Source organism: Leuconostoc garlicum, from assembly GCF_001998805.1.
Classification (GTDB): Bacteria; Bacillota; Bacilli; order Lactobacillales; family Lactobacillaceae; genus Leuconostoc; species Leuconostoc lactis.
In genome coordinates, this window is record NZ_CP016329.1 from 1,518,354 (window position 1) to 1,532,365 (window position 14,012).

The 14,012-nt window shown below is 36.0% G+C and carries 16 protein-coding genes; 7 read left to right on the forward strand and 9 right to left on the reverse strand.

Annotated features, from left to right (window positions below; all coding sequences use genetic code 11):
- Positions 1–180: 180 nt before the first annotated feature.
- Complete coding sequence (locus A9176_RS08985; RefSeq protein WP_278320904.1) at positions 181–312, reverse strand: hypothetical protein; 132 nt, start codon at positions 310–312, stop codon at positions 181–183.
- A gap of 154 nt (positions 313–466) precedes the next feature.
- Here A9176_RS08985 and A9176_RS07680 point away from each other — a divergent pair, with 154 nt between their 5' ends.
- Positions 467–709: a transposase gene (locus A9176_RS07680; RefSeq protein ID WP_004912700.1), complete on the forward strand. Its 243-nt coding sequence runs from the start codon at positions 467–469 to the stop codon at positions 707–709.
- 45 nt (positions 710–754) lie between these two features.
- Positions 755–1,561, forward strand: coding sequence for an IS3 family transposase (locus A9176_RS07685; RefSeq protein ID WP_198150931.1), 807 nt, complete (start codon positions 755–757; stop codon positions 1,559–1,561).
- A 316-nt stretch (positions 1,562–1,877) separates the two neighbouring features.
- On the opposite strand, the gene A9176_RS07690 is transcribed toward A9176_RS07685, so the two are convergent.
- Positions 1,878–3,524 (reverse strand): DUF6056 family protein, encoded by a 1,647-nt coding sequence (locus tag A9176_RS07690; RefSeq protein ID WP_077283024.1) that lies wholly within the window; start codon positions 3,522–3,524, stop codon positions 1,878–1,880.
- 600 nt (positions 3,525–4,124) lie between these two features.
- Here A9176_RS07690 and A9176_RS07695 point away from each other — a divergent pair.
- Positions 4,125–5,042, forward strand: a complete 918-nt coding sequence (locus tag A9176_RS07695) for an IS30 family transposase (RefSeq protein ID WP_077283026.1) — start codon at positions 4,125–4,127, stop codon at positions 5,040–5,042.
- A gap of 76 nt (positions 5,043–5,118) precedes the next feature.
- On the opposite strand, the gene A9176_RS07700 is transcribed toward A9176_RS07695, so the two are convergent.
- On the reverse strand, positions 5,119–6,057 hold the full coding sequence (locus tag A9176_RS07700) for a glycosyltransferase family 2 protein (RefSeq protein WP_077283028.1): 939 nt from the start codon (positions 6,055–6,057) through the stop codon (positions 5,119–5,121).
- Positions 6,023–7,351 (reverse strand): MFS transporter permease, encoded by a 1,329-nt coding sequence (locus A9176_RS07705; protein ID WP_157093707.1) that lies wholly within the window; start codon positions 7,349–7,351, stop codon positions 6,023–6,025. The genes A9176_RS07700 and A9176_RS07705 overlap by 35 nt, the downstream gene beginning before the upstream one ends.
- Before the next feature lie 322 nt (positions 7,352–7,673).
- Here A9176_RS07705 and A9176_RS07710 point away from each other — a divergent pair, with 322 nt between their 5' ends.
- From A9176_RS07710 to A9176_RS07725, 4 genes are all read left to right on the forward strand, one after another.
- Positions 7,674–7,916, forward strand: coding sequence for a transposase (locus A9176_RS07710; protein ID WP_004912700.1), 243 nt, complete (start codon positions 7,674–7,676; stop codon positions 7,914–7,916).
- A gap of 45 nt (positions 7,917–7,961) precedes the next feature.
- Entirely contained in the window at positions 7,962–8,768 is an 807-nt protein-coding gene (locus A9176_RS07715; protein WP_198150932.1) for an IS3 family transposase, read from the forward strand.
- Positions 8,769–8,886: 118 nt separating this feature from the next.
- Positions 8,887–9,225 carry a DUF898 family protein gene (locus A9176_RS07720; protein WP_077283032.1) on the forward strand — a complete coding sequence of 113 codons (339 nt, stop codon included), beginning with the start codon at positions 8,887–8,889 and terminating at the stop codon, positions 9,223–9,225.
- A gap of 113 nt (positions 9,226–9,338) precedes the next feature.
- Positions 9,339–10,517, forward strand: a complete 1,179-nt coding sequence (locus A9176_RS07725) for a tyrosine-type recombinase/integrase (protein ID WP_077283034.1) — start codon at positions 9,339–9,341, stop codon at positions 10,515–10,517.
- A 207-nt stretch (positions 10,518–10,724) separates the two neighbouring features.
- Here the strand turns inward: A9176_RS07725 and A9176_RS07730 are convergent, their stop codons facing one another.
- The 5 genes from A9176_RS07730 to A9176_RS07750 all read right to left on the reverse strand — a co-directional run bounded on the left by A9176_RS07730 (position 10,725) and on the right by A9176_RS07750 (position 14,012).
- On the reverse strand, positions 10,725–11,846 hold the full coding sequence (locus A9176_RS07730) for a site-specific integrase (protein ID WP_077283036.1): 1,122 nt from the start codon (positions 11,844–11,846) through the stop codon (positions 10,725–10,727).
- A gap of 117 nt (positions 11,847–11,963) precedes the next feature.
- Positions 11,964–12,152, reverse strand: coding sequence for a hypothetical protein (locus A9176_RS07735; protein ID WP_077283038.1), 189 nt, complete (start codon positions 12,150–12,152; stop codon positions 11,964–11,966).
- Entirely contained in the window at positions 12,152–12,502 is a 351-nt protein-coding gene (locus A9176_RS07740) for a phage head closure protein (RefSeq protein WP_242943221.1), read from the reverse strand. The genes A9176_RS07735 and A9176_RS07740 overlap by 1 nt, the downstream gene beginning before the upstream one ends.
- Complete coding sequence (locus A9176_RS07745; RefSeq protein ID WP_077283042.1) at positions 12,483–12,791, reverse strand: head-tail connector protein; 309 nt, start codon at positions 12,789–12,791, stop codon at positions 12,483–12,485. The genes A9176_RS07740 and A9176_RS07745 overlap by 20 nt, the downstream gene beginning before the upstream one ends.
- Before the next feature lie 54 nt (positions 12,792–12,845).
- Positions 12,846–14,012, reverse strand: a complete 1,167-nt coding sequence (locus A9176_RS07750; protein WP_077283044.1) for a phage major capsid protein — start codon at positions 14,010–14,012, stop codon at positions 12,846–12,848.

Sequence of the window (14,012 nt, forward strand, 5' to 3'; positions counted from 1 at the left end):
TCTAGATAAAAGAAATATGGTGATCGCAAAATCACTGAGCTAACTTAATAAGAATACCATAGTTAACTGGTTAACGCAAATCATAACTGAATGATCACGTGTCAAAAGTTATCTTAATACAAAAAGCGGCAATCTTACTAGTCAGATTGCCGCTTTTACAGTTATAGCACTGCTGCGTGGTTACTTGTTGAAGTAGAATGTGCCGCCAGTATAAGATTCATTTTGTGACCCATCTTTGGCAACATCTGGTAATGCAATTTTAATCCCATCAGACTTGAAGTCATTTTTGTCACTCAAAACGACAAATTTCACCTTTGTTTTTGACTTTGCTGGGAATAGTTCAATCGCCGCTGGTCGGACATTCGTATAAGAATCTAACGTCTCCCCTGCTGCTGATCGTGCTCTTATACTAAAAAAATGGACTATTTTTATTCAGTCCGTAAAATGAAAGTATAGGAGTATTTTTATGTCAATTCGTTATTCACAAGATTTCAAAGATTCATTGGTTAAACTTCACCAAGAAGGCCGTTCACTCAAATCATTAGCAGAAGAATTTGGACCATCAAAAGATTCTATTGCTATTTGGGTTAAACAAGCTACCCCAATCATGATCAAAGGTCAGTCAAAGACTTTAAAAGACGTCAAGCAACTAGAGAAGCGCCTCGCTATTTTGGAGGAAGAAAACGAAATTTTATCACGCATAGCCTGACAGGCATTGAGCGGCCATCTTACTAGCCAAAAAATAGTCCGTAATGTGGGATTGCCGCTAGTTAATCAATTTTTAGCACAAGGCTACGCGCTTGTGCGTATTTTAAGTGCACTTAAAATCAAATCTAGTACCTATTACAATTGGCGCCATTGGCAGCCCAGTCGACAAGAAAAGCGTAGAGAATCCCTGAAACCTTATATTTTAGACGTTTGGAAAACCTTTAAATTTTATGGCTATCGTCGTATTGCTGCTTATAGTCACCTAAACAATGACTGTCCAAAAATATCTGAATATATGACACTCAAATTAATGCGTGAATTAGGGATTAGATCACGCATGCAAAAACGTTATCGCAAGCCAAAAACTGTGGTGACGGTCGATCAAAGGCCCAATCTGATTAGACACTTGCATGATTTGAGTGGTGTTTGGCAAACAGATATCACTTATATTCAGTTGACTAATCACAGATGGGTCTATTTAGCGACCGTTTTGGATCCTGAGAAGAGAAAAGTATTGGGCTATAAAATTGGCGATACAATGACAGCCGAGCTAGCCACAAGTGCCTTGCAGATGGCGTTAGATAAGCATCGAAAGCCACTCATTATTCATTCAGATATGGGATCACAATACACGAGTGCTGAGTTTAATATTAAATGCCAAAATTATGGCTTGAAACATTCTTATTCACTCAAAGGCCATCCGTACGATAATGGCCGTATGGAGGCGTTTCATTCAATATTGAAGCGTGAAGAGGTTTATTTGAAGGCATACCAAACATTAACTGAAGTCCAAGCAGCCATTGGTTGGTATATCAATTTTTATAATCGCAATCGTATCTCAAATGTCGCCTAATTAACTGAATAAAAATAGTCCAATTTATTGACTTCTGAGCAATATATCTGGTCCAAAACTTTTGTATGCTGCAATAAGCATTTGAAAGACACTTTTAGCAATGCCATAGCGAGCAGTAATGGCGCTCATGGCATATTTTCCAGACAGATAATCTTGAATTGCCTGAAGTTTAATTTATTTTGAAATTTTAGTCATAAATAAAACCCCGAAAGTTGCTTTAACTTTCGGGGTACACCTCACATGTGATAGGCTTTTTTTAAGTTTCAAAATTATTTTTTAGTTGTTTGACAATTAGGCGTCAATAAAATTAAGTTGATTATTGAAGATTATTTTCCACGGTTATTTTGTTGATAGGATTTTTATAGACATAGTTACCTAGATCAACAGATATAAAGCGATAACCATGAACAGTCACACTATCCGTCGATTGTGGATTGAATTCTTTAACGCCTGCTTGTGTATATAATAAAACTTTTGTTTTAAAGTTCAAAGGTGCTTTGTCTTTGATAAAAATGACCATGGTTTGATTACCGAATTTTTCACCGTTGTTGAATATATTAATTTTATTAACATATTTAGAGTTGATTGCATATTGTTGTGCTTTAAGTTTTTTGACATCTGTGTAGTTAAAAGGCGTTGAAATTTCTCTAACATTACCAGAATAATCATAAAAGGCCCCAAACTTCGGATTGAAAAAACGATCAAAGGGATCATTGTTAGGACGCAATAGTGACGAAACGTACCATGAAGGGATATTCACAGTATCCGCTTTTTTACTTCGAGCAGTTAACACGGCTTGAGCTCTGATTTGGCTTTCCTTATTAGCCAGATAAATAGAATGAACCATGAGTGCATAACTAACAGTAAATAATATTGTAACTGCTGAGAAAAGAATCAAAATAGAAGATTTGTCATATTTTGAACTAATATAACTCAAGCAATCATGCAGAAGGAATACAAATGATATTAGAAAGAATACAAACGCGCCTTGCAATGACCTAATTGGTAATTCAGGTGACATAACAAACACTGCATTGGCAATAATTGCCATCAAAAAGAAAATGGCAGCTAGAAATAGATATTTTTTATCGTATTTGGATTGTATTAACTTAACTAGCAGTAATGCTACAAAAATGAGAAACAAGAAACCATAATTTTCAAACGTATATGTATATGTCCCGCCTGATATAAAATTATAGACTTTTAAGGATAACGATTCTTCGACAAAATCAGGTGATGTACTAAGTCGTGCTTTACTTCCAGGAGATAAAATTAAGATAGCAGCTCCAGCAAGGTTTCCGAATAAACCAAATAGCCATGGATAACTAATGTAACGCTTTTTATAGTAGGCAAATACAATCATTGCAAGACTAAACAATACAATAACAGGAGCGGTATTTTCATTAGATAATCCAGCTGCAAAGGCAATTAGCATAAGCGGAAGACTTTTCAATACGCTTGATTGTTTATTGAATAGATAAAATGCTAGTGTCAGGTAAAGTACGATCCAAAAATTTGTAAACAGGTAATTTGACGAACCGACGTTCCAAAAAGTTGTCTGTCCTAAGTTTGGGTTGCAGACCCAATAAATGACAAATAAGGCAACGAACGTTGGAATAAACTGTTTACTAGTATTACGTTTTAAAATTAAATTTGGCAAGATTGCAATCATTGACAATAGACTAATCAAAATTGCTGATTTCAATATTGCTCTCATGAAAAATGGCAGTTGTAACATTAGTCTAGATTCTACATCAGTTAATAATCTACCTGACCAAGTCAAATAGTGATCCACGGATGTATTTATTAAGTTAGCGATGAAACCCTGGTCACCAGGAATCAGATAGTAAAAGCTGTCGTCTGAGACAAAGGGCATAAACCAGTTAGGTACTAAAATTATTAGAAATGCTATCAAAATGACGGCTAATATTTTTTTATTTTTTGTCGTTATGTTTTTAAACATATATTTTTCTCCAATGAAGCATAATTATAAATTTTTATACTTGACAATATTATCACATTTCGTAACTTATTTGTGTAAAAAATACAGAACTATATTGTTGGCATGCCCTTTTTCAAGGTAATGGTTGATGGTTTTTAAAACGGGGCGAAACGATATTTTTTATTAAATAAATTATTATAACTGATCGTCAAATGGTTACTTAATCCACTTTTCAATTAAACTCTCGCCTCTAGTGATAGTTTTATATTCAAAATTTATTAACAAACTGATACATGCCAAACTTATAGTTTGGCTTTAATATCATTTCGGTTTGTTCTTTATCGACAAAATCCCAGCTCACATAATCATGAACTGTGCTCTTATGCTAGATTTACGGACAAATTTTCTTCTGTCCTGTAAATCTAGCATAAGAGCAGTTAATCATCATTATTCGTTTCAATTATAAAAATAAGTAAAAAACATTATAACGTTAGCTTCTTTACAACAAAGTGAAGCCACATACTTATGGTAGATTGTAAAATTAAACCGAACACTTGAATAAAAAAGCCGCAGCGCCTTTAATGGTAATTGTCCAAAACAACCATAAAGGAACTGCGACTCATGACTAATTTATCATCTCAAGAACGCACTGTCATTCAAACTTTACTCGAATTGAATTATTCTGTTCGTGCCATTGCGCGCTTTATTAAACGCTCTCCTTCAACCGTTTCGATTGAAATTCATCAAGTTACACCCTATAAAGCTGAGATTGCTCATGCGTTGGCATTGAAAAAACGTCATCTACGTGGTCGTCATGACACGCTAACACCAGCTATCGCTGTCTTTTTGAATCACCACATTGGTATATTGAAGTGGTCACCAGAAACCGCTGCGCATGTTTTAGGGTTACCTTTCAAAACGATTTATAATTGGCTCAATGCTGGTCGACTCAAACTATCATTGGCTGATTTGCCTGACAAAGGTATCCGTCAAAAGCGTCAATCTGATGGTAGACGACAAGTATTTGTGCATGGTCGTTCGATTGAAACGAGACCTGAAAGTGTGAAAGCACGACAAACCTTTGGACATTTTGAAGTTGACACCATGCAATCGGGTAAAAGACGTGGCGATGTGCTGGTGACAATTACTGAAAGACTAAGCCGACAACATATCGTGAGACGGGTCACTGGGCGCAATAGTCAGGCAGTGACACCAGTCTTAATTCGTTTTTTTCAAGGAATCAAAAATGCCAAGTCAATCACTGTGGATCGAGGGCGAGAATTTGCAAAATATAACGAAATCGAGCAAAAACTAGGCATTCCAGTCTATTTTGCGCACCCATATTCACCAGAAGAACGTGGGAGTAATGAGATATTAAATCAATACGTCCGTCGTTTTATACCGAAAGAACGCAAAATTGAAACAGTTAGCGCCAAAGAATTAGATCAAATTAATCATTGGATCAATGCGAGACCAATGAAAACACTCAACTGGCAATCACCACGAAAGGTTTTTCAACAGTTTGCAGGGTTCGGTTAATTCTTGAAATCTACCTTATTATGAAAAAAATTATAGCTCGTACAGTTTAGATAGCCATGGACATGGCTCAATCATATTAATTTTTTGAATCGATAAAATTACTCTCACGGATAATATAATTAGGTCTTTTTTTAGTCTCAAGAAAGATTTTTGCAATATATTTCCCAATTATTCCCAGTGATAGTAATTGCAAACCACCAAGAAGTAAGATAAGGACAATTAAAGTAGGAAAGCCACTAACTGCATCTCCCCAAAAAAGTGTTTTCACAAGATAGAATAAACCTAAGATAAACGACGAAATGCAACTAAAAATACCGATAAATGTAGCAATATTTAGTGGTGTCTCAGAAAAATTGATAATACCATCAATAGAATAGTGTAGCAAATCAAAGAAACTCCAAGATGTTTCACCAGCTATTCGCTCCTTATTTTTGTATTCTAGATAATATACCTTGTATCCAACCCATGAAAAAATACCTTTTGAAAAACGGTTATGTTCGGATAACTGTAAAATACTATCTACAACTTGGCGGGTCATTAGTCTAAAATCTCTAGCACCGTCTACCATTTGCGTGTTGGAAATTTTGTTGATTATTTTATAAAAAAGTTTTGCAAAAATTGAACGAATAAAAGGCTCACCTTCTCGAGAAATACGTCTAGTTCCAATTACATCATAACCAGTTTGTATTTTCTGAAACATAGTATTTAACATTTCAGGTGGATCTTGCAAATCTGCATCCATAACGGTAACATAGTCACCATTTGCTGCGCGTAAACCAGCTAAGAGTGCAGCCTCTTTACCGAAATTTCTCGAGAAACTAATATATTTTACATTATTATATTTTTTTGCTAATTCTTTCAGTGTAACGAGAGTATTATCCCGCGAACCATCATTTACAAAAATAAAAGTCTTTTTCAGTGGCAGGTCAACCGTCTGTTTGTTAACTTCTTTGATAAATAAATCTAGTGTTTTTTCCTCATTATATGCCGGTACGACTATTGACAGTGTCTGCATGAATGTAATCCTTCCAAATATAAATAATCCAAAATACTACTAATACTATCCAACTAAACACAAAAGTCAATATGCTAGCCTGATGTAGCAAAGTTTTGTGATAGTCCAAACGAATACTTTTTGCTCCTCTTGGAGAAATCGAAAAAAATCCGTCTGCATCCTTATAAACAGGAAGCTTCTTTCCCTTCTCATCAAATGCTACAAATCCCTCAAGGTAAGTAATTGGGGCTTGTACCTTACTTATCTTATTAGGTATATCTCGGATATAAAAATTATTACCGTCCACACTGGTTTTATCGATATATGTTTTTTCATCAAACTTTACGAGAGAATCAATATAGACATTTTTAAACTTTTTTGTTTGACCTGTAGCACGATAATCATCAAAAGCAAGATCCGGATTTTCTAACATAATTTGAACACTTGAATTATTTACGTTAAATAATCCATCTGTTCTGATATTTTCTTTTGTTGGCAGGATGAGTTGATTTGTTAAATTATTGAATCCATCTAAGTAAAACTTCTTTGCGAACGTATTCAACATCATAGCGTTAAATGCCAAATACAGCAATGACAAGTAAACAATAGGTAGAACACTTTTTTTAACCTTAATTAAATCATTAACTGCAAACGCGACATACAAACTACCAAACAACGCCGGTAAAAAATTCCAACGATATGTCATTTGTAACGCGCCACTTAGAGTAGGGTTAACTAAATACCATGGAAATAAATTTGAGTATAAAAACAACAAAGAAGCAAGATATGAGATCCCTAAAAACTTATATGTTGAATTAAATTTTTTACTTAGAACTAACCACACCGTAAAGATAATAATTGTTAATGATAGTGCATCCCCTAGCCCGAATAGTCTATTAAAAAATGTGTTGAAATCAGCACCAAACAAATCTGGATTATTAGGAAGATTCGCCCAATTATTAGCTGTCCGTTGTTGTAAAAACGGAAAAATAAAGACAGATGATAATGATAGTATCACAACTAATGTTAAAAATAGTTTTTTGATTGTCATCCATGATAATTGATGTTTAACACCTGCTACGACAACCATACCAATAACAGTCAATACGATTCCTAAAGTTGTTGGTACAGACAACATAACAGCCATACTACTATATATCGCGGCTCTTAACCATGTGCTATTCTTTTTTAAGAAAATAATATTGTAAAAACTTGAAATTATCACTGGGGCAAGTAATATTACAATGTTTGAAGCATATAGAGTCATATACTCAATGCGGCTAATAGGCACATTATCAGCAATTGCATTACCCACTCCCGCAGTTAATACATAAGTAATTGAAAATACGAAAGAAAATTTTAATTTCGTTGTAATTTTATAAATGATAGAAAAATTCGACCACAGCGCAAAGTAAATAATTACAATATTAAAACTATTATAGATGTGACATGCTCATAAGTCAATAATTCGGAATATTTTTTATCTAGGGCTGAACTGATTAGGCAACTTTTATTTTTGGATTGGCAAGACTGATTCTTTCGTTGTTGAACCAATGAATATACTTGGACATGCTCTTATACTAAAAAAATGGACTATTTTTATTCAGTCCGTAAAATGAAAGTATAGGAGTATTTTTATGTCAATTCGTTATTCACAAGATTTCAAAGATTCATTGGTTAAACTTCACCAAGAAGGCCGTTCACTCAAATCATTAGCAGAAGAATTTGGACCATCAAAAGATTCTATTGCTATTTGGGTTAAACAAGCTACCCCAATCATGATCAAAGGTCAGTCAAAGACTTTAAAAGACGTCAAGCAACTAGAGAAGCGCCTCGCTATTTTGGAGGAAGAAAACGAAATTTTATCACGCATAGCCTGACAGGCATTGAGCGGCCATCTTACTAGCCAAAAAATAGTCCGTAATGTGGGATTGCCGCTAGTTAATCAATTTTTAGCACAAGGCTACGCGCTTGTGCGTATTTTAAGTGCACTTAAAATCAAATCTAGTACCTATTACAATTGGCGCCATTGGCAGCCCAGTCGACAAGAAAAGCGTAGAGAATCCCTGAAACCTTATATTTTAGACGTTTGGAAAACCTTTAAATTTTATGGCTATCGTCGTATTGCTGCTTATAGTCACCTAAACAATGACTGTCCAAAAATATCTGAATATATGACACTCAAATTAATGCGTGAATTAGGGATTAGATCACGCATGCAAAAACATTATCGCAAACCCAAAACTGTTGTGACGGTTGATCAAAAACCCAATCTGATTAGACATTTGCATGATTTAAGCGGTGTTTGGCAAACAGATATCACTTATATTCAGTTGACTAATCATAGATGGGTCTATTTAGCGACCGTTTTGGATCCTGAGAAGAGAAAAGTATTGGGCTATAAAATTGGCGATACAATGACAGCCGAGCTAGCCACAAGTGCCTTACAGATGGCGTTAGATAAGCATCGAAAGCCACTCATTATTCATTCAGATATGGGGTCACAATACCCGAGTGCTGAGTTTAATATTAAATGTCAAAATTATGGCTTGAAACATTCTTATTCACTCAAAGGCCATCCGTACGATAATGGCCGTATGGAAGCGTTTCATTCAATATTGAAGCGTGAAGAGGTTTATTTGAAGGCATACCAAACATTAACTGAAGTCCAAGCAGCCATTGGTTGGTATATCAATTTTTATAATAGTAATCGTATCTCAAATGTCGCCTAATTAACTGAATAAAAATAGTCCAATTTATTGACTTCTGAGCAACATTTAAGTCTCTTAGCGTTGTAGAATAGAGGTTTATGTGCTAAGCGTCCACAATAAAAAACTAAGGAGAGATTATATGGAGTCGGAATATGGACCCGAAAAGAAGTTCGGGCGTAATTCTTTTTTTGATGGTGGTTTATTAGAATGGATAGGTTGGTCTATTTTAGGTTTCATAGTTACCGCCATTTCTTTTGGAATACTCTACCCTTGGGCTTTGGTTATGGTTTACGGTTGGAAAATTAACCACACTGTTATCGATGGTCATCGTTTGCGTTTCAGCGGTAGTGCTGTCGGACTGTTTGGTAATTGGATCAAATGGCTAGCATTAACAGTAGTGACACTAGGCATTTACGGATTTTGGGTTTTTATCAAACTCGAAGATTGGAAAGCAAAAAACACTTCATTCGTTAATTAATCCATGCCCTATCGGGCGTACATAACTAGTCCACAAAGTCATGACTCTAAACTGCCCTATTATCATATCTGTACGCCTATTATACCTTCGTAAAAAGAAAGGATAATATCAGTATGATAAAAAAAGTTACTACTGGCAGATTTGCCGGAAAATATGTTGTAAGAACATCAACTCGTGACCAATTGGGAAAACGCCATTTTTCACCTAGAAAATATGTTGATTCTTATCAAGAGGCAAAGGAGATAGAGAGCGAAGACAGAATTGCATTCGCAAGTGGCTATATAGCCGCCAACGGATCTATGGCATTGTGGCGATATTTTGAACAATGGTATCTATCAAACGTTGAACCATATCTTGAAACGAATAGTAAGAATAACTACAATACGCTGACCAAAAGATTGCGTATTGACCTACCCGGAAAACCACTAAAGTTTTTCGATGGTAACAAAACAGCTATTCAACTCTATTTTAATTCATTAGGAAAACGCTATGCTACTAGTACCGTCAATAAGTATCGCTCATTTCTTTCTAAGGCGTTCTCTGACGCTGAATATGACGGTTTAATCAGAAAGACACCTATGCCATCAGAAAACCGTATAAAGACTACAGGTGTGGATAAGGGGCTATTTAAACCAGTAGCTAGTTTGAGCATGGATGATGCAATTAAGTTGCGAAACTATTTCTATGAACACACTAATTTGATTCATCAGGAGTATTTAACACTGCTGATCATGTTAGAGTGTGGGCTAAGACCTAGTGAAGCTAAAGCATTGCAGTTTGATGATTTAAATGTATCAAGGCACTTACTACATGTTCACAATACGTATGTGGAACAAGATAACGCTATCAAGCCTTACACTAAAACTCGTTCCGAACGAAACGTGCCTGTCTCTCCGCAATTAGAGGAGTTAATTATTTCATTCAGTGAAGACAAACAAAAAAGGCTCGCTACTTATAATATAAGCAACGAGCATAATTTAATGTTTAGAAATGATTGTCCGCCAACCTCTCGTGGTGACAGACTATTATCTTCCGCAGCCAACACCGGTAAAGTCTTGCGCAATGTTCTGTCTCAACTTGATATTCCTTTAAAAACTCATGACGGTTTGAGCATAACGCCTAAAACTTTGAGAGCTACCCACGATACTATCCTGATTCAAAAAGGTATTTCATTGGATTATATCGCGAGAATATCTGGTCACACAATTGAAATCATTCATAAGCACTATCATGCGCTTTTAGATGAGGTTGCAAACGCTGAATCCGATAAGGTAAAGGGTATCTGGGATTAGGTTAAGAAAAGTTGAGTGTGGCTCCAATTTGGCTCCACGAGAGCTGTTCTCTCACGTTATTTTACGTTTAGTGAAATAAAAAAACGTTGATTTAACAACGTTTTTGTACATATAGCTACATGCGAACACACGTTCAAAAGGAGATAGCGGGACTATTTTAAAGCCAATAATACCAAGGCTTACAGCGTTTTGTACCATTCTGTGTACCTAGTCAATTAAACCATTTAAAATACTACCAGTTTCATCACTAGCTCTTTTAGTCACATCACTGTATATATTTAATGTCATAGAAACGTCTGCGTGACCTAAATATGTCTGTACCTGTTTAATATTTGCGCCCTGATCTATTGCCAATGTCGCCCATGTATGACGCAACTTGTGCATTGATAACCCCACTGCTACACCGTATTTCTCACTAACATTGCGTAACCATTTGTTGGGTCGAATAGTTTGTAATGTCTTCCCCTCGTGATTGAAAACATAATCATGACTGTCCTTAAAGTTTGTTTGATTATACCAATCTGCTAAAACTAACATCATGTTGTTGTCTATTTTAAGTGTACGTCTGCTAGTTTTGCTTTTAGGGGCTTTAATATAGGTACTACCATTCAACCCGCGTCCTAATGCTTGTAAAATACTGATATACCCATTATTAAAATCAACGTGTTGCCATTCTAAGGCTAGTAACTCTTCTGTTCTCATGCCCGTAAACACGGCTAATCTCAATAAAGTATATGCTTGTGGATTGATAAATTTATATTGATTATCTAAAACGTCAACAAATGCCCTAAACTCATCTACGTCCATAAATTGCTTTGGCTTATCAGTCCGTCTACGGTCTTTTGGCATCTCAATTTTGGTAAATGGGTCTACTGGAATCATATCCATTCTGACCGCTATATTTAACAGACGTCTAAAGTATCCGGCTACCTTACGATACCTGAGCAATTTACCTTGTAATGTGTTAACATATCGTTGTAACTTAATAGGCGTAATATCAGTAACCAATGTATCGCCCCATTCTGAAATAATGTGGGTTTTAAATACAATCATTGTGCGGTTGAGCGTACTCTCTTCTACTGTATGTTGATAGGTATCAAGCCACATATTATACAACTCTTTAACAGTCATCACACTGGGAGTTGTTTTTTTATTGAATTTACTTTCTCCATTGATAAAGCGCGCCATTTCTGCATTAAACCACTGTTGCGCACTCTTTTTTGTCTCGAACCCTCTTTTTTTGACCCGAACACGTTCATCATCATAGGTTAAGTACCCATTTACCTCCCATACTTTACCTTTTGGTGTGTCAATTTGTTGAATTTTCATTTTCTTTCCTCTGTTCTTTAGCGAGTGAGCTATGTACAAAAGACAAAATAAAAAAGCGTGGTAATTTCAAACTAACACGCTTTCATTATTTCACACTATTCTATTTGTTGCCACGATTTAATCGAAATAATGCCGTACTGCTTCATCAATTTCATCACGATCATATCTCGTACCGTGTTCTGTTGGATAAGCCTTAACCTTGCCCGTCTGTACATAGTGCTTCATAAATGTATTGTCTGCCACACTCAAATATTGATGCGCTTGGCTTCGCTTCAACCACTTTGGCCACGCTTCTTGTACGTCCATTATTTTATACCTCTTTGATTTAATTTCAATGTCACAATGTCATAAGTAATGACCTTGTTTGAATCGTCTGGGCTAATGCCAACGATGTCATAATATTTACTGTCTGGCATCTTAGCCAATAGATTTTTTTGTAAATTCTTATTATGCCGTACAACAATCAAAATACTATCTTCAAACTTTGTCCCCAAAATTGTATATTGTTGGGTCATTGTACGCATTTTCGGTGCATATTTAAGAATAAGTTGCGGTACAAACGTTTGCATCGTATTACCGTTTATCTCATTGACGACCGTTTCAACTTTTCCAAAACTCACTCGCTTATTAAAGTCACTAGGCTTGTAATTCATCATCAGCCCCCAATACTTCACTTCGTAAGTTGGTCATCATAATCATGACACCCTTAGAATAACCACTAGACAACTCGCGATCATAGTATAGTGATGTTGCCATTGTCTTGATCAGTCGATTATACAAATCAGCATTGACTGTCAAAATATCATCATCTGTTACCTTTAACTTAATTGATGACTTAATCATAGCTGTTGCTGATTCAATTAAACTATCAAGGGTTTTTATTTCATTGTCACTGGTATCTATATTAAGCTCGTCTGCTAATTCTTGAGATGTTACTAATGCCATGCCGTCACTTCCTTTTTAAATTATATGTACTTCCCCACTTCTGGGGATATGATGTTACTTACCTGATCCAAATGTGATAAACTTACCAGCGTTTGTGTCTGCTGGCTTGAAATCAGCTCGCAATGCTACCGCTAGGATATGTTCATAGTTTTCGTTGTGATCCCATTCAACTGATACATCAGAACGCAATGCTTCAATGACAAAGGCTTTAGGGTCTCCAACAAAGGCTTTTGCTCCACCACCAAACACATCATCAGCAACCACTGTCACACTAGCACCAAACAACGTCTTACCTGTGGCAGATGCAATAGAATCTTGTAACAAGTAACGACCGTTACCGTCCTTTAACAGGTCAACTGCGTTATAAAATGATTCAGTCACAACCCATTGACGGTTGTAATTAGCTAAACCAGTGTTATATGCCGTCTTCAAATCATCAGTAGTGGCAGCTGCAACCGCTGTGGCTGTTTGCAAAACTTGTCCAATTTGATATTGTTCAGTCAATTCTTTGGCTTCTTGAACATACGTATTAAGCAACGTCTTGAGGTTTGGTGCATCTTGAATCATTTCCATTGAGAGTGGCAACATACCACGATATGTCAATGCTTTATAATCAACATTCTTTAATACTGCCTTAGCAATATCTGGATTAACAGCTCGTTCTTCGGCTGTCGTCAAGCGGGCTGTGTTCTTTTGTAATACTGGCAACGTTCCCATACCTGATGTCACTGTCACACGATTAATCAATGCTGATAAGTTACGGTTGTCTGTGGGTACTTTTTGAACGTCCAAAATTTCCTTTGGAATAACTACACCAGCATCAACTGTTGTCATGCCGTTGTCGCGCTTTTCCCCTGTCTTGAGGTAGTGCATAAAGTCGCGTACTTCTGCTGTTTCTTGTTCTTGGTTTACTTTAATTTCCATTTTTTCTTGTCCTTTCAAGCTACGTTCTTCGGTTGGTTCTTCTGGTTCTTCTGGCTCATCATCTCGTGTATTGTCATCAGCAGAATCATCTGATAACCCCTGTGCTTTTTTAACGGCATCTAATTGCGCTTGTAACGCATCAATCTGCTTCTGTAAATCATCTACGGAAGCAACACCCTTTTGCACATCAGCAACATCTGAATCATCAGCACTCGCCAATGCACGTACCTCTGTTACCTTTGTCGCTTTTTGTTCTTTCAAAGCCATTAACTTTGATTCAATTTCTGAAATTTTCAT

Coding starts and splice junctions, on each gene's coding strand:
- A9176_RS07725 (WP_077283034.1), top strand. CDS start 9,339: ATGATAAAAAAAGTTACTACTGGCAGATTTGCCGGAAAATATGTTGTA.
- A9176_RS07750 (WP_077283044.1), bottom strand. CDS start 14,012: ATGAAAATTTCAGAAATTGAATCAAAGTTAATGGCTTTGAAAGAACAA.
- A9176_RS07735 (WP_077283038.1), bottom strand. CDS start 12,152: ATGGACGTACAAGAAGCGTGGCCAAAGTGGTTGAAGCGAAGCCAAGCG.
- A9176_RS07730 (WP_077283036.1), bottom strand. CDS start 11,846: ATGAAAATTCAACAAATTGACACACCAAAAGGTAAAGTATGGGAGGTA.
- A9176_RS07690 (WP_077283024.1), bottom strand. CDS start 3,524: ATGTTTAAAAACATAACGACAAAAAATAAAAAAATATTAGCCGTCATT.
- A9176_RS07740 (WP_242943221.1), bottom strand. CDS start 12,502: ATGATGAATTACAAGCCTAGTGACTTTAATAAGCGAGTGAGTTTTGGA.
- A9176_RS07695 (WP_077283026.1), top strand. CDS start 4,125: ATGACTAATTTATCATCTCAAGAACGCACTGTCATTCAAACTTTACTC.
- A9176_RS07680 (WP_004912700.1), top strand. CDS start 467: ATGTCAATTCGTTATTCACAAGATTTCAAAGATTCATTGGTTAAACTT.
- A9176_RS07745 (WP_077283042.1), bottom strand. CDS start 12,791: ATGGCATTAGTAACATCTCAAGAATTAGCAGACGAGCTTAATATAGAT.
- A9176_RS07720 (WP_077283032.1), top strand. CDS start 8,887: ATGGAGTCGGAATATGGACCCGAAAAGAAGTTCGGGCGTAATTCTTTT.
- A9176_RS07700 (WP_077283028.1), bottom strand. CDS start 6,057: ATGCAGACACTGTCAATAGTCGTACCGGCATATAATGAGGAAAAAACA.
- A9176_RS07710 (WP_004912700.1), top strand. CDS start 7,674: ATGTCAATTCGTTATTCACAAGATTTCAAAGATTCATTGGTTAAACTT.